This is a genomic window from Odoribacter sp. AF15-53, from assembly GCF_003479425.1.
Taxonomy (GTDB): Bacteria; Bacteroidota; Bacteroidia; order Bacteroidales; family Marinifilaceae; genus Butyricimonas.
Genome location: NZ_QUHC01000002.1, coordinates 507,033 through 530,351, shown reverse-complemented (window position 1 = coordinate 530,351; position 23,319 = coordinate 507,033). Strand labels below are relative to the sequence as shown.

The 23,319-nt window shown below is 43.9% G+C and carries 17 protein-coding genes; 5 read left to right on the top strand and 12 right to left on the bottom strand.

Annotated elements, in window-relative coordinates:
- Positions 1–284 precede the first annotated feature (284 nt).
- Positions 285–1,259, top strand: coding sequence for a D-alanine--D-alanine ligase (locus DWW52_RS06695; RefSeq protein WP_118714690.1), 975 nt, complete (start codon positions 285–287; stop codon positions 1,257–1,259).
- Positions 1,260–1,398: 139 nt separating this feature from the next.
- Here the strand turns inward: DWW52_RS06695 and DWW52_RS06690 are convergent, their stop codons facing one another.
- The 5 genes from DWW52_RS06690 to DWW52_RS06670 all read right to left on the bottom strand — a co-directional run bounded on the left by DWW52_RS06690 (position 1,399) and on the right by DWW52_RS06670 (position 4,849).
- Positions 1,399–1,797 (bottom strand): hypothetical protein, encoded by a 399-nt coding sequence (locus DWW52_RS06690; RefSeq protein WP_118714689.1) that lies wholly within the window; start codon positions 1,795–1,797, stop codon positions 1,399–1,401.
- Between the two features lie 194 nt (positions 1,798–1,991).
- Entirely contained in the window at positions 1,992–3,134 is a 1,143-nt protein-coding gene (gene mnmA / locus DWW52_RS06685; RefSeq protein WP_233556742.1) for a tRNA 2-thiouridine(34) synthase MnmA, read from the bottom strand.
- Entirely contained in the window at positions 3,118–3,900 is a 783-nt protein-coding gene (gene trmB, locus DWW52_RS06680) for a tRNA (guanosine(46)-N7)-methyltransferase TrmB (RefSeq protein WP_118714688.1), read from the bottom strand. The genes mnmA and trmB overlap by 17 nt, the downstream gene beginning before the upstream one ends.
- Positions 3,887–4,354, bottom strand: coding sequence for a gliding motility lipoprotein GldH (locus tag DWW52_RS06675; RefSeq protein ID WP_118714687.1), 468 nt, complete (start codon positions 4,352–4,354; stop codon positions 3,887–3,889). The genes trmB and DWW52_RS06675 overlap by 14 nt, the downstream gene beginning before the upstream one ends.
- 12 nt (positions 4,355–4,366) lie before the next feature.
- The gene (locus DWW52_RS06670; protein WP_233556740.1) at positions 4,367–4,849 is read right to left on the bottom strand and encodes a CoA pyrophosphatase; all 483 of its coding nucleotides are present in this window, start codon (positions 4,847–4,849) and stop codon (positions 4,367–4,369) included.
- A gap of 345 nt (positions 4,850–5,194) precedes the next feature.
- On the opposite strand from DWW52_RS06670, the gene DWW52_RS06665 reads away from it, so the two are divergent.
- Both DWW52_RS06665 and DWW52_RS06660 read left to right on the top strand, forming a co-directional pair.
- Positions 5,195–5,623: a hypothetical protein gene (locus DWW52_RS06665; protein WP_118714685.1), complete on the top strand. Its 429-nt coding sequence runs from the start codon at positions 5,195–5,197 to the stop codon at positions 5,621–5,623.
- A 19-nt stretch (positions 5,624–5,642) separates the two neighbouring features.
- Complete coding sequence (locus DWW52_RS06660; protein WP_118714684.1) at positions 5,643–9,017, top strand: hypothetical protein; 3,375 nt, start codon at positions 5,643–5,645, stop codon at positions 9,015–9,017.
- Between the two features lie 4 nt (positions 9,018–9,021).
- On the opposite strand, the gene DWW52_RS06655 is transcribed toward DWW52_RS06660, so the two are convergent.
- Together DWW52_RS06655 and DWW52_RS06650 are read right to left on the bottom strand one after the other, a co-directional pair.
- Entirely contained in the window at positions 9,022–10,785 is a 1,764-nt protein-coding gene (locus tag DWW52_RS06655) for a gamma-glutamyl-gamma-aminobutyrate hydrolase family protein (protein WP_199691963.1), read from the bottom strand.
- Positions 10,786–10,843: 58 nt separating this feature from the next.
- Positions 10,844–11,734, bottom strand: a complete 891-nt coding sequence (locus DWW52_RS06650) for an LD-carboxypeptidase (RefSeq protein WP_118714682.1) — start codon at positions 11,732–11,734, stop codon at positions 10,844–10,846.
- Between the two features lie 147 nt (positions 11,735–11,881).
- Between DWW52_RS06650 and metG the strand changes: the two genes are divergently transcribed.
- Both metG and DWW52_RS06640 read left to right on the top strand, forming a co-directional pair.
- Positions 11,882–13,912, top strand: a complete 2,031-nt coding sequence (gene metG / locus DWW52_RS06645) for a methionine--tRNA ligase (protein ID WP_118714681.1) — start codon at positions 11,882–11,884, stop codon at positions 13,910–13,912.
- Positions 13,913–14,683: 771 nt separating this feature from the next.
- The gene (locus DWW52_RS06640; RefSeq protein ID WP_118714680.1) at positions 14,684–14,923 is read left to right on the top strand and encodes a hypothetical protein; all 240 of its coding nucleotides are present in this window, start codon (positions 14,684–14,686) and stop codon (positions 14,921–14,923) included.
- Between the two features lie 70 nt (positions 14,924–14,993).
- Here the strand turns inward: DWW52_RS06640 and DWW52_RS06635 are convergent, their stop codons facing one another.
- The 5 genes from DWW52_RS06635 to DWW52_RS06615 all read right to left on the bottom strand — a co-directional run bounded on the left by DWW52_RS06635 (position 14,994) and on the right by DWW52_RS06615 (position 23,083).
- Positions 14,994–16,118 (bottom strand): TlpA disulfide reductase family protein, encoded by a 1,125-nt coding sequence (locus tag DWW52_RS06635; protein ID WP_118714679.1) that lies wholly within the window; start codon positions 16,116–16,118, stop codon positions 14,994–14,996.
- 11 nt (positions 16,119–16,129) lie between these two features.
- Positions 16,130–17,617, bottom strand: coding sequence for a RagB/SusD family nutrient uptake outer membrane protein (locus DWW52_RS06630; RefSeq protein WP_118714678.1), 1,488 nt, complete (start codon positions 17,615–17,617; stop codon positions 16,130–16,132).
- 17 nt (positions 17,618–17,634) lie between these two features.
- Positions 17,635–21,174 (bottom strand): SusC/RagA family TonB-linked outer membrane protein, encoded by a 3,540-nt coding sequence (locus tag DWW52_RS06625; protein ID WP_118714677.1) that lies wholly within the window; start codon positions 21,172–21,174, stop codon positions 17,635–17,637.
- 100 nt (positions 21,175–21,274) lie between these two features.
- On the bottom strand, positions 21,275–22,414 hold the full coding sequence (locus tag DWW52_RS06620; RefSeq protein ID WP_158582512.1) for a FecR domain-containing protein: 1,140 nt from the start codon (positions 22,412–22,414) through the stop codon (positions 21,275–21,277).
- Positions 22,415–22,528: 114 nt separating this feature from the next.
- Complete coding sequence (locus DWW52_RS06615; protein ID WP_158582511.1) at positions 22,529–23,083, bottom strand: sigma-70 family RNA polymerase sigma factor; 555 nt, start codon at positions 23,081–23,083, stop codon at positions 22,529–22,531.
- Between the last annotated feature and the right edge of the window lie 236 nt (positions 23,084–23,319).

Below are 23,319 nucleotides of genomic sequence, written 5' to 3'. Positions count from 1 at the left end.
AAAGGGGGATTTAGAAACAAATTTGGGAATAAAACTAAATGGAGTTTGTTTTTGACTTTTCGGCAATATAGGGATGTTTTTTGACTGATCTGTTGTTGGGCCGGAATAAGGGGTGTATTTCGGGAATTAATGGGATTGAGTCATCTTTTCGGGGAGGCAAGAAGAGTGATATTGTCCCGTGAGATATAGGCGTGAATATTTTTGAAGAGGCGAAATAATATGGTGGTAATTATTTATATTCGCGCAGGTGTTATTTAGACATATTTAATGTAGAATACAAGAAAATGAAAAATGTTGCGATTATAGCCGGTGGGAACTCTTCCGAGTACGGGGTGTCCATGCAATCAGGAAAAAATATATACGATCAGGTAGACGAGACACGCTACAATAAATATCTTCTTATTTTGAAAGGACGGGATTGGCATGTTGAAATCGGGGACGAGAAATATCCTGTTGACAAGAATGATTTCTCCTTTACCCGTGACGGCGAGAAGATCATGTTTGATTTCGCTTACATCACAATACACGGGAACCCTGGCGAGAACGGGTTGTTGCAGGGATACCTTGATATGATGGGGGTCCCGTACGGGGGATGCAACGTGTTGGCTTCCGCGTTGACTTTTGACAAGCACACATGTAATACTTACTTGAAGAGTTATGGGGTGAACGTGGCGAATGCCGTGATGCTGATACGAGGAATGGAATATGACGTGAACGAGATTATCGAAGAGGTAGGGTTACCGTGTTTCGTGAAGCCGAATGCCGAGGGATCGAGTTTCGGGGTGACAAAGGTAAAAGAGGCTGCCCAACTGGAAGAGGCTCTTCAGAAGGCTTTTGCCCTTTGTCACGAGGTGCTGATCGAGACGTTTATCAACGGTACGGAATTGACTTGTGGGGTGGTGAAAGCCGGGGATATGAATTTTGCCATGCCGATCGCCGAGGTGATCCCGAAGAAAGAGTTTTTTGATTTCGAGGCAAAGTATGATCCCAAGATGTCCGATGAGATTATCCCTGCCCGGATTTCTCCCGAGTTGACGAATCGGATCAAGACGTTGTCTTCCATGATATACGATATCCTGCGGTGCGACGGGATTATCCGGGTGGATTATATCGTGCGGGATGACGAGATTTTCATGCTTGAAGTGAATACCACGCCGGGAATGACCTCCAACAGTTTCGTGCCGAAGATGGTACGGGCGATGGGGGGAACGCTTCGGGAGGTTTTGACAAAGATTATAGAATATAAATTGAGTAGATAATCAACCTCGCTATTCGCAAGTATACGGAGCGTAAGCCCGGTATATCCTTGTTGAAGGGGATGCTGGGCTTATTTTTTTGTGATAATATGGATATGCTTTAATAGTTACTAATGGGTTGGAAAGGAACACCGTTTAGGGGTTAGCTTTCCTTGTTATCAATTTTATATTCATATTCAAGAAACGCAGTATCAACATCTCCTTCTAATAGGTAGTAGAAACAATCTTGTATCATATCAACCCATTTTATGATTTGCTTTTGCTGCTCTTGTGTAACAAAATCAGCTCTGTCAATCCATCTCCTGCCTAAATGTATAATGCTATACACATCGCTTAATAGGGCTTGATTGATTGTTGGCTTCATAAAATCATCCGCAAGAACTTTAAGACATTCCATTATCTCAATAAAATTACACTCATATAGTTTCCCTTGAAATGGACGAAGTGAACCAAGAAATCCATTTTCCCATTTCTCATTTTCTATATCATTGTTTCTACAAGAATGGAAACTTAATAAAATATATGCTTCTTCTTTTGTCATTGCGTTTCTGTTTAATTATTGATAATGCATCAATAACTACACCATAGATGCGGTTATTTTTCTTTATTAGTTTGCATTTCACAAAGATATAAAAAGGGTGTTCCAATGTTGCAATTGGTAGCACCTTTTCACGTTGTTAAATTTCCGGATGATGATAGGGAAAAGGGTGATATTTAAAATATGGTTGCTATAAGCTAAATGATAATTCCTCCTCCTACAACATCTGAACCTTCGTAAAGAACGGCACTTTGGCCCGGGGTGATTGAATCCATGCCCTCGTGGAATTCTACTCGCAACAGGTCGCCTTCGTGATAGACGGAGGCTTGCGCACCCCGGTTACGATAACGGATTTTGGCGTTAACTTCGAAGCCGTCGGGTAGGGTGGCGTATTTCATTAAGTTGATATCTTTTGCCCGGAACATCGAGCCTGTCAGTTCTTCGCGGGTTCCCAGCACGACCTCGTTCTTTGTCGGGTCGATGGCTACCACGAACATGGGATGTCCGAGGGCAATTCCTAATCCTTTGCGTTGCCCGATCGTGTAATTCGGAAAACCCCGGTGTTCGCCCAAGCGCTTGCCGGATGTGTCGACGAATAGACCGGGACCGTATGTCGTGGCGAAATTCTCCACGTTTTCGGCTAAGAAGGTACGATAGTCGTTATCGGGGATAAAACATATTTCCTGACTTTCGGTTTTCTTGGATAACTTCTCGTGCCCTTTGGCGAGGGCGATTTGCCTGACTTCGTTTTTTGTCAATTCTCCCAGGGGGAATAGGGTCCGGGCCAAGTTTTCTTGTGTTAAAGTCCACAGGAAATAAGTCTGGTCTTTGGTCTCGTCTACTCCCTTGCGCAAGAAATAGCGTCCGTCTTGTTGACCGATACGGGCGTAATGCCCGGTGGCGATGTAATCACATCCCAGTTCGTCTGCCATTTCGATCAATTTTCCCCATTTGATGGTGGAATTGCAAAGTACACAAGGATTGGGCGTGTGTCCTTGCAAGTATTCGTCGATGAAATTCCGAATCACTAAATCTTTAAAATCTTGGCGTATATCAAGGATATGGTGTTCGAATCCCATTTGTTGGGCCATGTGCTTTGCCTCGAAAATGGCGTTCACGCTGCAACATCCCTTCTCTTTCTCCATGCAGGCCTGCGAGATCTGGTCATACACCCGGTAAGTGACCCCAACCAATTCGTACCCCTGATCTTGTAGTAACATGGCTGCTACCGTACTGTCGATGCCACCGCTCATGGCCATTAATACCCGGGGATTCGCCTTCGGCGAGTTACAGGTTACAGGTTTGCAAGTTGCAAGTTGTTCCTTATCGTTCAAGTCCATGCCGCTTTTCATTTTCAATTTTCAATTGTTTCGCCATGAAACGTGCTTCGCTGTGATAATCATCCTTCTCGATGTCGATGTCGGGTTCTACGAGTTGGTCTGATCCGGCAAGGGAAAATTGCAGGTACTTGATCGTTTTTCCGCGGGACAACCATTGTTGTTCGTAGAATGTTTTGATACCTAGAATCTTGTCTTCTATTCCCGAACCGTAAAGATCGTCCGTGTTTACATTTACCGGGAGTTGGTTTCGTTTAATCAACTCGGCCGTGTATTGGTAAAGAAAAGGACTGTCCGTTTTCAAGTGAATAAGCCCGTTCTCTTTCATTAATTTTTTGTAGAGGGAAAGGAAGCGGGTTCCCGTGAGGCGTTTGCGGGCTTTTGCCATTTGCGGGTCGGGGAACGTGATCCAAATCTCGGAAATCTCTCCGGGAGCGAAAATCGACTCCAATACCTCGGCATGAGTGCGTAGGAATATCACGTTTTGCATTCCTTTTTCCAAGGCCGCTTTTGCACCTGTCCACATACGGGCACCTTTGATGTCAAGCCCGATAAAGTTCTTTTCCGGGTAGAGTTCTCCCAGGCCCACGGAGTACTCGCCTTTTCCACATCCTACCTCTAGAACGATCGGGTGATGGTTGCCGAAAACCTGTTCTCCCCATTTCCCTTTGAGCTTGTAATCCGTGCGGAATACCTCCTCGTGGGTGGGTTGAAAAACGTTTGTCAATATTTTCATTTCGGCAAACTTTGCCAGTTTATTTTTCGCCATGTGTTATTTTTATTCCAATGTTCTTAATACCTTTCAGTTGTTTATCTTTCATCCGGTGCCTGACTTCCACGGTGTAAATGCCCGTGGAATCGAAATGGAATATCTCCTTGATTGGCTGGACGACAGTTTTCAGTCCTCCAAGTCCTTGCCCGATCCATTGCCCGTTTTCATCGGCCATGAGGACATCCGTGTTAATGGAGTTTAACTCCGAACCCCGGTAAGAAATCGTCAGGTAACAACTGATATTTCGTTGTTTGTAGTCGGTCGTGTGGCGGACGCAGGTACTCATGAGGTAACGACCGGGTTGCGTGATGTCGAACTCGAATCTGTAATTACTATCCCGTTCCCATACTTCATCGGCTAGCATTTTGTACTTTTCCCGCGTTGAGGAAAAATTACAGGCCGTGCAGGCAAGTAGCAGGAGAAGAGTATGTATCCAGAATCTGTTCTTCATTCCGATCAATCGTTATAACTCGTTTTTAATCAATGCTTCCAATTCCGCGATCATCATGGCCGTGGCTCCCCAGATGAAATTGTCCCCGATCTTGTAACCCGGGGCTACGATTTTCTGATCCAGCCTGTATAATGTTTGACTCGTCTTATTCCGGTTGTCAAGCAAATCGTTTAACGGGATGATAATCACTTTCTCGACCTCATTTTTTGAGAGTACAAAATTAGGTATTTCCGGGATAGTTCCAACAAAAGGAGTTATATTAAAGTTACTTAATGGAATGTATACATCACTTAGCCTCCCTAAAATGGTTACTTTATCGGGTGATACTCCAATTTCTTCGTTGCATTCCCGTAAAGCAGTTTCCCGGCTGTCTTTATCGCTTGTTTCCATCTTTCCTCCTGGCAGAGCGATTTGTCCCCCGTGGTATTTCCCCACATTTGTTCGCTTGATGAAAGGAATAGCAATCCCCTCTTGGTAAGGGATAAGGAGCATCATAACTGCACTTTTGACAGGAAGGTGGTTGTGAATATTTTGATTTTCAAGTAGAACGGGCGAAGGGGACATGCGTAGATGAGCTTGTCTTCCAGGTAAATGAGAAGCTAGTATATTGTGAATTACCTCAAAATTCATTTTTTATTAGTGAAAGAAATTATTAAAGAGCAAAGATAAGAATTTGTAATTAAAAGAGAGAATTTTGTTATTCTGTAAAACAAAAAATAGACCTACTTTTATTTTATAAAAATATGATAAAATAGAGTTGCTTTTGTTCTATTTATTATTTATTATTGTAAAATAATATCGGGGTTTGTTATTTTATTTACTAATTTAAATTTTACGATCATGAAAAAGGTGTTGACTATTGTTGGATTTTTTTTGTTATTGTTTGTGGGAAATATCTCCATGTCTATGGCCCAATCATCTGCTATATATGCTACAGAAGGAGAAACGGTTAGTTTTGATCTTGTAGGTATTTTTTGGGATGGAAGTGGAGAAGATAAAATTGTAAAAGTCTGGGTAGAAGATCCATTATTAGGAATAACGGATCTTACAACAATTGGTAGGTATGTACTGATAGATGTTCAGAGGGAACAAGCAGGTCCTTATCGGTTTTGTATACAACGGTTGGATGGGCGTATAGAAATGTGGATTATTAATTTAATTGTAAGAAGTGCGGAGGCATTTGTGTATTTAAATGAGGAGATTGCGTGTAATTGGAAGTATTTAGAGAACTTCGTTTTTTATTCAAGGAAAGATTATTCGATTTGTTAATAGGATAAAAATATTTATTATGTGTTTTCATGATATAGCGTGTGTTACCCTTTATGAGGTGAAACAACAAAGTCGGCGTTGGGAATTTCAATTATTTGTTGTCGTTTCCTTGGTGGGAATCACGCTATGTCATGTATACTGGCAAAATTATAATACTAGTTGGGAGGCAAGTGCCCTGCCTTGTTCCGTACCGTTGATGAACGCTTACTTGTTTAGTGTGGTACAATCGTTGTTCGTTATATTGATGATGACGGATTTCCCTCGTCGAGAACAAGTGAGGGGGGAAATGGAATGTATCTTTGTTCGTCCATTGGGTAATATGATATATACGTGGAGTAAGATATTGGGAAATCTGGTATTGTTTGTATCTGTGAATATTGTTGTAATATTGTCGTGTCTCCTTTTTGTACATATGGGATGTGTCGCCCCGTATAGATTCGGGTTTTATTTGTTTTATGTGTTGACTTTAAGTATTCCTTCTTTTCTGTTTATGACGGGATTGAGCTTGTGTTTGGCACGACTGATCCGCTGTCGTTTTTTTGTTCTGATTTTTTTATTGGGATTATGGGTCTTGTCTATAGTCTGGTTACCTTACAAATGGCACGGGACTTTTGATTTTTTAGGGGGTGGTTTACCTAATTTATTCTCGGATGTAACGGGACATGTGGGATTGAGTAACTACTTGTTGCATCGCAGTTGTTATTTTTTGTTAGGTTTTGGGTGTTTGTTGTTAAGTGTCTGGGGAATGAGACGAATCCCCAATTCCTCTTCCCGGGTGAAAGTTTATTCTTTGGTGGGATTTTTATTGATCTTGTCGGCATTTGTCAGTATGTATGCGATAGAAAAGAGTTATTTATCGGTTCGGGAAATACGTTCTGTTTATCGGGATAGCTTTCGCCATTATTGGAGTGAAACATGTTCTCGGGTCTCTCGGCATGAAATTGTATTGCAACAAACAGGGGATATACTTTCCTCTTGTAGTGATTTGACACTATACAATCCCAATTGCAAAGTTTTAGATAAATTGATTTTGTTTTTAAACCCGGGATTGCACATAGAGACATTATTGGTGGCAGGGAAAGAGATCCCTTTTCATCGTGCAGGTCAGGTCGTTGAAATAGATTACGCTTTAGGAGAAAAAGATTCAGTGCGTTTACAGGTGCGATATCGTGGTCGGATTGATGAACGGTTCTCGGATTTGCATTTAAGTGACAGTATCTACGAGGATTCTTTTCAGGGAAATTATTTTTTCCCTACCGGACGGCGAAGTGCTTTCGTGGGGGATGATTATATATTGCTGACCCCGGCTTGTGCTTGGTATCCCGTGGCAATTCCCCCTGTAAATCCTGAGATACCTGCTTACACGGGACGGGATTTTACTCGCTTTCAGTTGACCGTACTTCACGCTGGACAAAAGGTTTTGTGTTCGCAGGGAAAAGCTGAACGCCGGAAAGACTCTTGTTTTTTTAAACCTTCTAATCCTTTATCCGGCATATCATTATGTGGAGGAAATTACGAATTACATGAACAACGGATACCGGACTTGAATATGCGTTTTTACACGTTTAAAACTCGTGGGAATCCGCTTCGGGAAGTGGGAGGCGTTCGTGGAAACGGTATTCATGCTTATTTGTCAAGATGGATTTACCCGAACAAGCCTTATGGTTGGACAGATCGGGATTGGTACGAAAAAGATACTCGAACACTGTTCTTTATGGAAGTACCTCTCTCGTTTACCACAGATGCATGGCAAGGGAAGATATTAACAGGAATGGTAGAGCCGGGTATGGTGTTTCTTCAAGAAAAAGGGTTCGGTTTAGTGGCGAACGGATTTAAAGACGAAACACGCAAGATGGCTAAGTCTGAATATATATTTGATTGTTTAATGGGATGTTTTAATTCTCCTTACAAAATATCGTTTAATCTCCATCCTCTGTTAGGGATGGGGCGATCTGTAACCTCTCCTTACGCTTCTAGGCGATTGAATCCTTTTCGAGTTTTTGGATTATTGGAAGAGTCCGGAGTCTGGATTCAATCGGAGGAGTACCCGTTCGTGGGGTATTTGTTTGACCGAGTAGCGTTAAACAGGGGACAGTATATAGAATCGGTTTCTTATTTTCCTCCGATGGAACAGCACCGTAGGGATAGTAGATTACCTTATGAGTGTTTGTCGGGAAAAAGTCTGTATGCACTTTTTCGGGATAATCGAATGCGTCAAGATATTCTTTATAATTCTTATTTATTGAAAGAACTGGAATTGGTTGATCGAATCTCTGAAAGAATCCCCTTGGATACTTTTTTTGTTGCTTTAACCGATGTTTTACATCCTTTGCAAGGATTGGTTAGTATGGATGTTTTTGAGCAGGAAATGAGCTCATATTTGGGGAAAGAGTTGTGTTTAAAAGAAATATTAGATGATTGGTTGTATACGGAACATCGTCAGTTTTTTAAAGTAAAGGATTTGTGCGAGAATCATTATCCGGCAGGAATAGTAGAAATACATAAGATGGAGGATTTTTTTAATCCTACGGAATGGATTGAATTAAAAGGCAAGGTGATGAATAAGGGAAAAACGGGAGGGGTGGTTTCTGTAAATTTCAGGGGAGTATTGGGAGAAGAAGAAGTTCTGAAACATTACTCGTGTTATTTAGAACCGGGAGAGGCTAAATCGTTTTATTTGGTCGTTGAAGTAATAAAGAATTTTGCGAGTAGTGCGTTTTATACCGGACTTTCGGCTAACGAACCTCGATTGTTTAATTTTGATGTGATTCGGCATGAGGAAGAAATCAAGGGAATGGAAGCGGTAGATTGTATATGGCGGGATATAGATCCTTCCGAGTTCGACTTGGCTGATGGAGAAATAATCGTGGATGACAAAGATGAGGGATTTAGTATAAAGGATGCTAATCGTACATGGTTCCAGAAGTGGTTTGAAAAACCGCTTAAACCTAGGGCTATTATGGGATCGACCCCATCACGTTGGACTCCTTCCGTTGATATTTTTTATTATGGAGATTCTGTGCGTAGTGGTTATTTTAAAGGTTTTGGTAAAGGGGATTACACGGCAACTTGGCGTACTGAATTGAAAATGGGAGGGAAATACCGGGTATTAGCGAGAGTATCAAGGTATAATATTGATGGACTAAGGCAACTCGGGGTGCAGAATGGTGTGATTTATCATTACACTGTAGAATCTGTAAATGGTAAGGAACAGATCAGTGTTGATTTGGACCGATTCTTTCAGCCTAGACAGTGGGTGGGATGGGTCTCTCTAGGGGAATTCGATCTCCCCGAGGGAGAAGTCTCCGTCACCCTCTCTGATTATGATGAGTTGGGACGGGACTTTATTGCTGTGGTTGCTGATGCCGTGAAATGGGAAAAGCTGGAGGATTAAAATATTAAGCGTTTTGCACCGTGTTCAATACCCTCAACAAATTATCTCCCCATAGTTTGTGCAACTCCTCTGCCGTGTAGCCTTGCCGGAGAAGTTCGACCGTGAGGTTAATCACCTCGTTGGCAGCCCGGCAACCGATTAGTTTTTCGGTGTCGTCACCGTCAAAGTCGGTGCCTATCCCCACGTGGTCAATGCCGACAAGTTGCACGATATGGTTGATGTGAGCCACGGCGTCCAGGATCGTCGGGTTAGGTTGTTTACTGAGGAACCAGTTGTAGAGACAGACTTGCACGACTCCCCCCTTGGCCGCGATGGCTTGGATCTGTTGGTCCGTGAGATTTCTCGGGTGATCACATAGAGCCCGAGCGGAAGAGTGCGAGGCTATAATCGGTGCGTTGCTAAGTTCCAGCACATCCTGTACCGTTTTTTCGCTGGCATGCGATATGTCGATAACAATCCCCAGACGGTTCATTTCTTTCACGACTTCCCGGCCGAAAGGACTTAATCCGTCATGTTCGGCTTCTCCTTTAGCCGAATCGCAGATGTCGTTACTACCGTTGTGACATAAGGTGATGTAGTTGATCCCTATATCTTTAAACATGGAGAGATTCCCGAGGTCTTTACCTATGGCGTAACCGTTCTCGATAGCGAGAAAGATCGCCTTTTTTCCGGCATTTTTCAGGTATATCAGATCATCCGCGTTGTAAGCAATCCCGACCTGTGATCCGTTGAGTTTAACTTGTTCCGTGATCTGGAATAGAATATCCACGGCCTTTTGTGTTGCGGCTTGTGAAGATGCTTCATCCCGGGCTTCTTGGTGAAGATAGGCGACCATGAAAACGGCATCTTCCCGTCCTTCCTGCATCTTCGGGAGATCGACCTTGACATCCTCGTGGCGTTGTCCGAAATTGAAGCCTTCGGTGAATTTCATCGGTGTGTCGCAATGGGAATCTATGATCAGGCTATAGCGGTGAATTTCCTTCGCTTTCTTGAACAGGGCGGCCTCGTCGACAAAATAATGGAATAGCTTCATCATCTGTTCGTCGGGGCGCACAGCCATTTTCTCCGGGTGCCATTGCACGCTGAATATGCGGTGGCCGGGCATACCTTCCATGGCTTCCACGATCCCGTCGGGAGAAGTGGCGCTTACCCGGAATCCGGGAGCTACTTCCTTGATCGCCTGGTGGTGGAAGGAATTCACGATCAGGGAATCCGTGCCAAGTACGGAGTGAAGCACGGTGTTTTTTTCCACGTTCACCGTGTGAGAACCGTATTCCCGACTGATGGATTGACTGTGTTTCAGCAATTGTTGTTCGTTCTGGGAATAAATATCCTGATAATTGGTTCCCCCGAAAGCCATGTTAATAATCTGGTGTCCACGGCAGATTCCGAAAATGGGAATTTGTCGATCGGCAGCCAGTTTGACCAGCGTGAAGTCGAATTGATCCCGAGCGGCATCAATACCTCCGAGTGGGGGAAGAGGTTCTTCATTCCCGTACAGGGGATTGATATCCCCGCCTCCGGTAAGCATCAGTCCGTCAAGTTGCTCTACGGTATTCCGAAGAGTTTCGATATCATTATGTACGGGGAGTAACACGGGAATGGCTCCCGCTTGCAGGATCGAGATCACGTAAGAGTGTTCGATACAGGAATTCCCGTTTTCAAAGTTGGCGGAGATGCCGATTAACGGTTGCCCGTTTTGTGACTGGCGATGATCAATTGCCTGGTATAGTGTGTCCAGCTTGGCCGGATAAACAAGGTTGTTCATTGAAGTTTGTATTAAAAATAGTATTACCAATAACGTTTTATTCATGACTTGTACGTGATCACGGGAATCGTAGTTCCGCTCCCTTGGTATGAACCACCAGTTCCACGTTTGCGCCTAGGATCAGGGGAAAATTATTCCGCACGTGTCCGGCCGGAAGCCCGAAGCACACGGGATACGTGTAATCTTCCACGGCGTTGTGGATCAAGCTGTACACTTCCTCTTTGAATTCCGGGGCGGCATCCTGTCCGAATTCCCCGACGATCAATCCCGCCAGGTGTTGGAATTTTCCGGCGTATTTCATGCATTTCACGCTCTTGTCGATCTCGTACAAGTCGTTAGACGGGTCCTCGATGAAAAGAATCGTCCCGCGGGTATTACGTTCGATACAAGTGTCATGCAAGTTGTGAACCCATTGGAGCATACCCCCGATCATTTCCGCTTCCGCTATTCCCGGGCGATTGTACGGGTGTGCGGGAACGGCATACGAGGAGATAATGCCGAAAAGGAAATTCCGTAACTGACTGGCAACTTCCGGAGTGAAACGCGGGGAGCCGGAGGGCATGAACGCGTGTAAACTCTCGATACCGAGTGAATGGAGTTTGGAGTGCAACACCGTGATGTCATTCATGCCGATCACCCATTTGGGGTTTCCTTGAAACTTGGAATAATCCGCCTCTTCCACGATGCGCAACATGCCGTAGTCTCCTGCCATGCACCAGATCGCCCGGGTGTCCTCGGCGTCCAAAGCTGTTTGTAAATCTTGCAGTCGTTCTTCATCCGTGCCGGCCAGTCTCCCGTGCTCGGAAAGAACATGTTGCCCGGGGACGGGTTCAAGCTCCCACGAGGTCAGGAGCGAACAGGCTGCGTCCAGTTGTTCTTTTGTTGCAATGCCTGAGGGAGAGATCAATGCCACTTTATCTCCCGGTTGCAGGTATATCGGTCGTAACATAACAGCGAAGTTTTTTATTATTGTACGAAGGTAACGTTTTAATTTGAAAATGTAATAATTTGGGATTTTGAAAATGGAGATCGTTAATATTTTTCTAACTTTGCACCCTGTAATTCATAAAGTTGATAAAGTTTATAAACTGGATATATGAGTAAGTTCAAGAGAAATTTGATTACCACGGCTTTGCCTTACGCGAATGGACCCGTGCATATCGGTCATTTGGCGGGTGTTTACGTGCCTGCCGATATTTACGTGAGATATCTGAGAAAAAAGGGTGAGGATGTGGCATTTATCGGGGGATCGGATGAACACGGGGTGCCGATCACGATTAAGGCGCAAAAAGAGGGTGTGACCCCGCAAGATATTGTCGATCGTTATCACAAGATTATCAAGGATTCTTTCGAGGAACTGGGAATTTCGTTTGATATCTATTCCCGGACAAGCTCGAAGACGCATCATGAATTATCTTCCGCTTTCTTCAAAAAATTGTATGATGCGGGGAAATTTATCGAGAAAACCTCGATGCAGTTTTATGACGAGAAAGCCGGGCAGTTCCTTGCTGACCGTTATATCATCGGTACGTGTCCTCATTGCGGGAACGAACGGGCATACGGGGATCAGTGCGAGGCTTGTGGTACGAGTTTGAACGCTACCGACCTGATCAATCCGGTATCGGCTATCACGGGTAACAAACCGGAACTGAAAGAGACAAAACACTGGTATCTGCCGTTGGATCAGTACGAAGGCTGGTTGAAGGAATGGATCCTGGAAGAACATAAAGAATGGAAACCGAACGTTTATGGGCAATGTAAATCGTGGTTGGACAACGGGTTGCAGCCCCGCGCGGTGACTCGTGATCTGGATTGGGGGGTACCCGTGCCGATCGAGGGAGCCGAGGGGAAAGTACTTTACGTCTGGTTCGATGCCCCTATCGGGTATATCTCCGCGACCAAGGACCTGACCCCCGAGTGGGAAAAATACTGGAAAGATCCCGAAACCCGGATGATTCACTTTATTGGGAAAGACAATATCGTGTTCCATTGCATCATCTTCCCGGCCATGTTGAAAGCCGAGGGATCGTATATCGTTCCGGACAACGTGCCAGCGAACGAATTCTTGAACCTCGAAGGGGATAAAATTTCCACTTCCCGCAATTGGGCGGTATGGTTGCACGAGTATTTGGTGGAATTCCCCGGTAAACAGGACGTATTACGCTACGTGTTGACGGCAAACGCTCCAGAAACCAAGGATAATGATTTTACTTGGAAAGATTTCCAGACCCGCAATAATAGTGAATTGGTGGCTATATATGGCAATTTCATCAACCGTACATTGGTGTTGACGCAAAAATATTTTGCCAACCGGGTACCGGAACGAGGTGAATTGACCGATTACGACAAGGAAGTTTTGGCTGAAATCCCACAGATTGTCGAGCGGGTAGAGAAAAGCTTGGATACTTTCCATTTCCGAGATGCTTTGAAAGAGGCCATGAATCTGGCTCGTTTGGGGAATAAATATTTGGCTGATACCGAACCTTGGAAAGTGATCAAGACCGACGAGGGACGGGTGAAGACGATACTGAATATCTGTTTGCAGATTTCCGCGAATCTTTCCACGTTAATGGAACCGTTCATGCCCTTCTCTTCCCAAAAATTACGTGAATTTATGAATATTGACGTGATCGACTGGGCGAAATTGGGTGACCACGTGATTGCTGCCGGGCATGAATTGGGTGAAGCCGGCTTGTTGTTCGAGAAGATCGAGGATGCCACGATACAAGCACAGGTTGATAAATTACTGGCAACCAAGAAAGCGAACGAGCTTGCGTCCGTGAAAGCCGCTCCCGCCAAGGAGAATATCCAGTACGAGGATTTCATGAAAATGGATATTCGCGTGGGTAAGATCATTGCTGCCGAGAAAGTGGCTAAAACGAAAAAATTAATGAAACTGACCGTTGATACAGGTATTGACGAGCGTACCATTGTTTCGGGTATCGCCGAGCATTACACGCCGGAAGAGGTGATCGGACGTCAGGTCAGCGTGTTGGTAAACCTCGAACCGAAACCCCTGAAAGGTATCGTGTCACAGGGAATGATCCTGATGGCCGAGAATGCCGATGGTTCTCTCTCTTTCGTGACTCCTGACAAGGAAGTGAAACCGGGTTCGGAAGTACGATAACAGATGCCCGTGTAAATAAACACGGTGCGAGGATAGATATTACAGCGTGTAGCGAATGGCTAGAATCGGCATTTGCTACACGCTGTTTTGTTGTGGTAAAATGTAATATGTATTTCACCGGGGACGGAAGGTGTAAAACGGGAGATAAACAGGAGATGAATAAGGGATAAACTGTCTCGTGGTATTGGAATAATCTGTTAATAATTCCTTTTATAATCCAGGATACCGATTTCTTGTAAGCGTTAAAAAAGCTTATCACCTACTAAAATGGCGGTTAGGTGGCGGTTAGGTGGCGGCTAAGTGGCGGCTAGGTCGCCTGGATGTGGCCTAAAAGTAGGGCAACAGGCACTAAAAAATGTAGTTTATACCAAGCGTTTGGATGTATTTACTCTGTAAGACAGGTGTAATTTTTTCTATTAAATTATGGTGTCCTTAAAACGATAAAATGTATCCCTTTAAGGATAATTTATCAATCCCGATTTGTTATAAAATTTTAGATTCCCGGGGTGAATTATGATTTCGTTAACGCACTCGGTAATCGTGGAATGGCTTGGATTTCTCAGGATGGGCGGGTGAATGCATGGGGATTTGTTTTTTCTTAAAAAATAATTCTCCTTTTTTTACCTAACATATATTTAACCTTCTGACAACTAAAATCTAACGGGAATAATTTTACCAGCGGCCGGAAGTGTCGTACTTTTGTATTGTCGATAAAGGACAACAACAAGAGTTAAAGAAAATAGTTAGTTTAATTTTTAAAGTATAAATAAGATGATGAAATATATTATAATAATTTGCATTGCCGCTTTCACGTTATTTTTAGGCGGACGTAGTTTGAGCCATTGTAAGGCAGAGAGAATCGTGTGCGCGTTAGCAGAACAAGAGAAAATGGGAACAGATGTTAAGGTTGTTCACGGTCAGAAGGTAGAGAGCAAGGATGCAATTTACGGTCCGGTAATGTTGCCCGAGGTGAATGTCATTATGAAGAAAAAAGTAACCAAGGTTATTTGAAATAACTAGATTTGTTAGAAATGGGAATGAGGCTTCGAAAGAGCCTCATTCTGCATTTCTGTATTTCCGTTTATTCGTGGCCAAAAATCTCTTTTAGCATCGTATCCAATTGCTCTCCACGAATGTTGTGTGCCACGATTTTTCCATCCGCATTGATCAACCAAACTGCGGGTACACCTTGTACCCCGTAAAGTTTTGCCACGGCACTTTTCAGTCCCTTCAAATCGGAAACCTGTGTCCAGGGCATATTTGATTCCGCGAGAGCTTTTTCCCAGGCTTCTTTTTTATTGTCTACCGACACGCTCAAAATATCCAAGCCATCGGCATGATATTTCTCGTGTATATCCATCAGGTGAGGGATCTCTTCCCGGCATGGTCCACACCAAGACGCCCAAAATACCAATAGTAAATATTTGCCCCGATAGGATGATAAGGTTACTTGTTGCCCGTCGGGAGTCGGTAATTGAAAATCCGGGGCGACAGCACCTTGTCCGAGAGTACGTATTTTCTCCGCTTTTATTTTAAGGTCCCTGTAGAAAGGCGAGGAATGTAAAGAGCTCGGAACTAGGCTTAACAGTGAATCCACTTTGCTGGGTTTCAGGTTGGGGTCCATCATGCAAATTTCCTGATAAATCGCAAGGCTAAAATCCAGGTTCTTGTATTTTTCGGCAAAAATGTAACGGAACTTGGGCATGATTTCAGCCAGCATCATGTATTTCCCTTGAGCGATATATGGCCCATGTATGGTATCTTTTCGCCAGGAATCATCCACGTACAGAAGATTGTATAAACTGTTGGATATCGTGTGAAATACCCTGTTATAGTCGTTCAAAGCCTCGTTGTTGGGTGTTCCGGATAGGGTGAATTTATTCTTTTCAATATTTCCGGTAAATTCCACTGTTCCTTTTTCAACGAATACCGGTAGAATATTTTTCACGTATATTTCTTTGAAATCCGGATCTTTAAAGCGTAGGTAATATTGTTTGATTTCATCTATCGATTCATTCTTGAATTGAAATTTCCCGTCCTGAATCCTCGTGCTGTCCACGATCGTCCAGTCTCCATTAAATTCGCTCACGGAAACCCATCCTTCTTTCACGTCTTCCAGATTGCCGTTCAGTGTCCATCCCTTGTTCGTTTGCCCTGTGCAAGAGAAAAAGGCAAACACGATTATTAATATACTAATTGTTCTCATGTGTTTCTTTTTTAAAATTCATTTTGTTTGATTGTTCCGTGAGAGGCCGATATGTCGTTCTCGTTGATAGGCATGGCATAACGCCGACTGCCTGCGGGTAAGATGTAAGTTGCCTTGCGCGATTTATTCACGGCTCCGTCTACGATCTCGTAAAACGAACGTGTGATCTCCACGTCGTCCCACTCGATTTCGTTTACGGAGAAACGGCGAATATCAAACCAGCGGTGTGTAAAAGGCAACTCCCGGCGTCTTTCCTCCAGCACCTTTCTTAGGGCCTCATCGTTTGTTGCTGCTTCAACCCGGATGACATTGTCCCCGGAAGTGGCATCATAGCGTTTTCTCCGCAAGTCATATAACAATTCCAAGGCTTCGCTCTTGTCCGGATTTGCCTGACGTAATAGTGCTTCGGCTTTATTCAGCATCACTTCCTGAATCGTTACGCCGCTGGGAATTTGAGGCGTTAGCCAGTAGAAAAAATTGTATCCTAAAAAAATCCCGTTAGCCGTTTCCGGTAATAGAAGCATGCTATTATAGGTAAACAGTTTTCGACGGCGCAAATCATTGACCGGGTCATAGCAGGCTATCAGTTCATCGCTCGGTACATACCAGAATTTCGTGTTAAGACTGGTTTTAGCGTAGAAAAATTCCTGCCACATGACAACTTGATTTTCCGAGTAGTTACCCATCTCCGGGAATTCTAGGAATCCCGGTATAAACGACATCCCCGCGGAAATTGTATTGTAATCTTTTAACTGTACTCTTCCCGAATTTTTCAACGCTTCGGTTGCTGCCGAAACCGCTTTTTCGTATTCGCCTCGGAACAGGTAGTAACGAGATAGAAAAGCCTGGATCGTCGGCAGGCTTGCCCGCCAAGGTTGATCGGTTGTTGTGATCTTTATTTTCAACGCTTCTGTTAAATCCTTGTCGATAAAACGATAGGTCTCTTCCAGGGAAGCGCGTGAGATCGCTTCTTCCATGTAGGTCGTTTTGCGTAAAGGTAATCCTTGTTCGCTCAGGTTTTTCTCGCAATAAGGCAAACAGTATTGGTTGGCCAATCTCCAGTAGGAGTAGGCTCTCAGGAAATGAGCTTCCGCTTTGATCTGCTCTTTTATATCGGGGGTACCCTCTACTTCGTCAACATTTTCCAGGATGAGATTGGCATCATAGATGCTCGCGTAGAGGGAGGTCCATAACGCATCACTTGCCAACGAGGCGAGTTTGTCCGTGTCAAACGTGTAATAATAGAACGGCTCGGTATCGCTGAAGTATGTGTAAGCTTCATCGTAGAATTCCGGAGTGAGGCCGGTATCGTCCGTCATGAAAGAACCGGTTGCGTCAAATTCGTGCACTTTCGGGTTGTTCAACAGACCGATTAATTGATCTATATTTTTCACTGGCTGATTCGCTCCTTTGGCCGGTAATTCCGACAAATAATCCTCGCAAGAGTTGCAAAACAAAGCTCCTCCTAATAAACACAAGTATGTAAAAATTGATTTCATAACTTCTTTAAATTAATTTACAAAACGACGTTTAAACCAAACTTGAAAGAAGTCGAAGGTTTCATCGTGCCGGGAAGCCATTCCGGATCATAACCGTAACGATTGCGCGTCCATATACATCCTAGATCTCGTACTTGCCCGTACAGTTTCATCCCTTTCAAACCTATTTTATGCACCAGCCGGGCGGGCATGTTATATTCCAGCGAGATCTCTTTAAATTTGATAGACGACGAACTCTCCACTAATGTATTCAGTATCGGGGTATACCCGCCACTGGTGCCCCAGTAGGAGTTCAGTGCCCGGTTGGCAGGTTGGAAAGAAGGCATCCTGTCACTACCGTTGATCACCTCGCGGATAAACCGGTTCGCGATATATTTCCCGTTACTGTCGATATAATCATTAAAATAGGGTGCACGGAAGAAGCCCCCGAATTTGCCCAATATCAGGAAAGAAAGATTGAATCCGTACCCGCTGAAATTCAGGTTCCAACCCAACGTGTGCGGATCAATAGCCGGTCCCATGTATTGTAAATACTCTAGGGCGTTTCCGCTGTATATCAGTTCATGATTATCCATTGATACTCTGCGTCCGTTGGTGCCTTCGACGTAAGCGATGCCGTCTTCCATACCCAAGTATTTCACCGCCCATATTGATTGTGCGGGATAGTGGGCAACGAAGCCCCCGCTAGTGATAAAAGAAGCGTTATATATCTTGTTATTAAGCTTTTTTACCTCGTTTTTGTTGTATGCATACGTGATGTTTGTCGTGAACTTGATTTTTGGAGAGACGAACACGTCGGTTCCTAAAACCATTTCGATACCCTTGTTTGACATTTTCGCGCTATTCATTTTCTGAGAAGTTGCTCCCAGTACCGAGGGTAACAGGACTTCACCGATTAAATCCCGTCCCAGTTTGCTGTACCAGTCGATACTTCCGAATAACCGGTTCGAGAAGAATGAAAAATCAATACCCCCGTTTATGGTAGAGGTTTTCTCCCAGCGTAAATTCGGATTGCCTCGGTTCACGACCGAAGTGGTGGGTAAATTTGTTATTTTTGAAGGTTCCGGGTTGGATGATACTAGGGTTACGGGGGAAGTACTCTTTTCGACATTACCGTTGAACCCGTAGGTTAAACGCACGATCAGACGGTCAAGCCAATCTCCGGTGGAATACATGAATTGTTCGCGATGGAGGTTCCACGATCCTCCTACTGACCAGAGTGGAGCCCAGCGGTAAGAAGCCTTGTCCGTGATCAGGTTGGAGGCATCGCTGCGGATGCTAGCCGTCAGGCTGAAACGGTGGTCATAGGTGTAGCTGATATTCCCGTAAACGGAAACAAAACGTTCGTTCAAGTCATTATAAATGGGAACCATTCCTTGTAAATTTGTTACGCCGTTACCAGAAATATCGGTTATTGTCACGGATTGACCGTTTTTGTTTCCCGAGTATCCCCCGAAAGGAAGAGGGGTAGCGATATTCTTTTCGGGATCAAAACCGTAAATATAGGGATCAGTACAACTTTTTGTTTTGAATTGCGAAAGTTCAAATCCCAAGATGGCGTTGATCTGGTGTTCGTCACTTATTTCTCGGTCGATATTCAACTGGTTTCTCCATGTATAATTTTTTATTTTATCCGATGAGGAGCGATAAATAGCCCCTTGGGGTATGAATTGTGCGTTTACCACGTTGTTTGTCTGATCGTAAGAAACGTAAGTGTTCACCGTGTTCCGGACAAAATAACTGTCCTCCGAGTCCAACTGATCGTGATCCGAGCGATTCAGTTCGTACTGAAACTTCGTGTCGAAACTTACCCCGGGAAAGAATTTTACCACCAAGCTTGCCTGTAAACGAGTATTCAGTGTTTCCGTCAAGTAATCACGGGCTCTTGCTTCGCGTAGAATGTTGTAACTCCAGTCGTCATACGGCAAGACTCCTTCTCCTATTTTCTCCAGTTGTTTTCGATTTTTCATTAGTTGTGTGGCGTAACTGCCATCCTCGTTCACGATCATCTCGTAAGGGGAAAGAGAGTTGATTTCCGACAGGGTAGGACCGCTATAATCGGCATTCGAATAATGTACGTTTATTCCTGCGGAGAAATCCAGCCAGTTGAAAACGGAAGAGGTGGTGTTGAAATTGACCCGCCAACGTTCTGTCTTATTCCGGATTAGACTCCCTTTCACGTTTTCGTACATGGCGGAAAAATAATTCCTAGCATGCTTCGTCGAATTGGAGATACTAACGTTATATTGTTGCGTGATCGGTTGTTGCAACAGGTATTTTTTGATTTGTTTCCGGTTATTCTGTTTTGCCAAATTCTCTAATCCCGCGTTCATTTTATCCTCTGAAATGAGATTGTTCATGTAGTCATAGATATACTCTTTGGCCAGACTTGTCGGGTAGGATAGATTCGGCAATGCATCAGGTGTGGGCATGAGCCAACCTTTTTCCATGGCCAGGCGTTCGTAATACACCTGATCTTCCGAGGATGCAGTTGTCAGTGCGGTAGATAAATCCAGTTTACGCCCTATATTAACCATGGCGTTTACTTCCACGGTAAATGTTTCATGCTTGCCTTGACGAGTTGTCACCACGATCACCCCGTTTGCGGCGCGGGCTCCCCAGATGGATGCGGCGGCGGCATCTTTCAACACGGTCACCGACTCCACGTCATTCGGGTTAATATCCTTGAAACCGTTGGTGACCGGGAATCCATCGACCACTACCAAGGGTTGGACATTAGCGTAAAGTGACGATATGCCTCGTACGGTATAGTCAACGCTCCCGTCTTCATTTTCCGTTCCATGCAATCCGGCGGTAGCTCCTTGCAAGGCCGTGGATAGATCCGACGCGTGCGATTTGCTGATGATCTCGCTTTTCACCACGTCAAAAGCTCCCGTGCTCCGTTCCTTGGATATGGTTTGATAACCGGTTACAACCACCTCTTCCAGTTTTTCGACATCTTCTTCGAGAATAATTTTCAAGTGGGATTGACCGGTATAAGGAATCTCCTTTTTTTTCATTCCCACGAACGAGGCACATATTACAAGGGAGTCTTTATTCTCGACGTTAAAACTGAATGTCCCGTCGACACGAGAGCTTGCCCCCTGCGAGGTTCCTTTCGCCATGATGGTCACCCCCGGTATTGGTATACCCTCTTGGTCTACAACCAGCCCGGAAATCGTGACAAACTGAATTTTTTTAGCCTCTTTGGGTTTGGGTACGAGCACGATATTATCATCCAGCAGCCAAAAAGTCATACCGCTTCCTTCCAATACTTGCCTGAGTAGATCTTCCAGGCTGCTGTCCTTTACGTTCACGGTTACTTCGTGTTTCAAGTTGATGCGGTCGTCGTTGAATAACACCGTTTTACCCGTCTGTTTTTGAATTTCTTCCAAAACAACACCTAAAGTTGTTTTACCCAAATTCATCGTGATTTTTTGCTGGGCCGTCACGTTTGTCGAAAACAAGCACAGCGTAACTAGAAACGAAAAACAAAATAATTTTCCTCTCGGCTTATTTTTCAAAGAAATAAGCCATAAAACATCTTTCTTTTTCATACATTTGTAATTAATTAATCAATGTTCCCGGGGAGAAACGATGCCGGAATCGTGGATCCAATACATCATCCGGTATTAATTTCCCCGAGGGATATTTTTATTATTTCTTATTCACTATAACTTGATCCCCTTCTTGTTTGAAAGTCACGTCCGTCATTGCCTCTAGCATGGTCAGGATATACCCGATATCATAGTCTTTCCTGACAGCTCCCGTGAACTTCAAGTGTTTCATGTCCTCCCGGGTAAATTGGAATCCGATATTATACCAGCGACCCAGACGCTTGCACAATTCTTCCAACGGCATGGCCTTGAAATTTAACACCCCCTCTTTCCAGCCGATGTAGGTAGATACATCTACCTCTTTCACCTCGTGTTGTTGGCTGGCATTATCCAGCACGAATTGCTGTGCCGGTTGTAATACTTCCCGGTATACCCCTGTATTCACATCTACTTTCCCTGAAACCAGGGTTACTTCCGTCCGGGGATCGGTCGCGTATGCCATGATGTTGAAACAGGTTCCCAATACCTTGACATCCACTGTCGGGGTGTGTACCACGAATGGTTTATGGGTATCAGGTGCAACTTCAAAATATCCTTCCCCCTCTAGTATCACTTCCCTTTTTTCTCCGGTAAATTGAATCGGAAATTTCAGACGTGACGAAGCATTGAGATATACCATTGTACCGTCCGGAAGATATAACCGATTGGCTCCGCCTATCGGTACGATTAATTCGTTGTACACCAATTCGCCGGAGTTTGCAGCTTTCGCCTGTTGCCCGCGGCTTACGGTTCTGCCTTTTGTTTGAATATCGGTACCGTTAACCCAGATCGTGTCGGTTTTTTCTTCTAATATGATTTTTTCTCCGGTAGAAAGCAATAATACTGTTCCGGAATCTGGGGCTTGCTTGACTTGTGCTACAATTGTTTTTTCTTCTTCTTTGTCATCAAGTAATAATATACTCATTCCCAATAAGAGAAGTACTGCGGCGGCTACGCTTCCTCCTCTCCAGAGCCATTTTTTGTATTGACGGGATTGATGTTTCGTTTTCAACGTCATCCATGTAGCTTCTGTCTCCTCCTGCCAGTATCCGGCATATTCACATTTGTACCATGTCCGCTCGATATCCCTGTACAATGCTCGATGTTCCTCGTTTTCGGCCAGCCACTTCTTTACTTCGTCACGCTCCTCTTCTGTCGCTTCTCCTGCTAAAATACGGTAAATCAAATCTTCTATATCCATAATGTTATTTTTATGAACCTGCTTCATAAAGAAGACTGGGGAAAAGTAAAAACGGGTGAATCAAAAAATATTTTTTTTGAAAAAAAATGAAAATAATATTCGAATAATAGATTTTTAATCTGCTAACAGGTTATTTTGCAATGAGTCAGGTAGAGCATTCGTGTTTTGCCATAACATGAATAGAAGCAACATTTCCTGATTTTTCCTCAATTCCTCTCTTAGAAAACGCATGCCGTTTTTCAATAATGTTTTGACCGTGTTTAGCGAAATATTTAATTCGTTCGCCGTTTCTTGGTATTTCATGTTGCGCATCAAGATACACCTCACGACCTCTTGAGTTTGTTTCGGTAATTTTTGAATGACGATCTCCACCTGTTCAACCATTTTTTGATTTATTGTTTCAGCCGTCTCGATGGCAACGTCAATCCCCTCGTAATCAATACTGTCTCTCAATATATCTTTTTGGTGTCCATAGGTGTAACAAGCATTCCGGATAGAAGAATAAAGATACGATTCCAATGTCGTCGGGTTGGTATATTTTAGATAATCATTTTCCCATAAGCGTAAATAAAAATTTTGCACGAGGTCTTCAGCTGTTCCCCTGTCTTTTATTTTGCCTTGGGCATAAACGACTAATGAAGAATAGTAACGTTTGAATAACATTTTCATCCCGTTTTCCCTATTTTTTTTGAAAACGTCTAAAATAGTCTGATTATCTTCCTTCATGAATGCAAAGATAAAATTATTTTATGATTTACTTTCGTCACGTGCTAATGTTATAAAATTTCAGATACCCGGGGTGAATTATGATTTCGTTAACGCACTCGGATGGCGTGGAAAGGCTTGGATTCCCTAGGATTGGCGGGTGAATGCCCGGTAAATTGTTTTTCTTAAAAAATAATTCC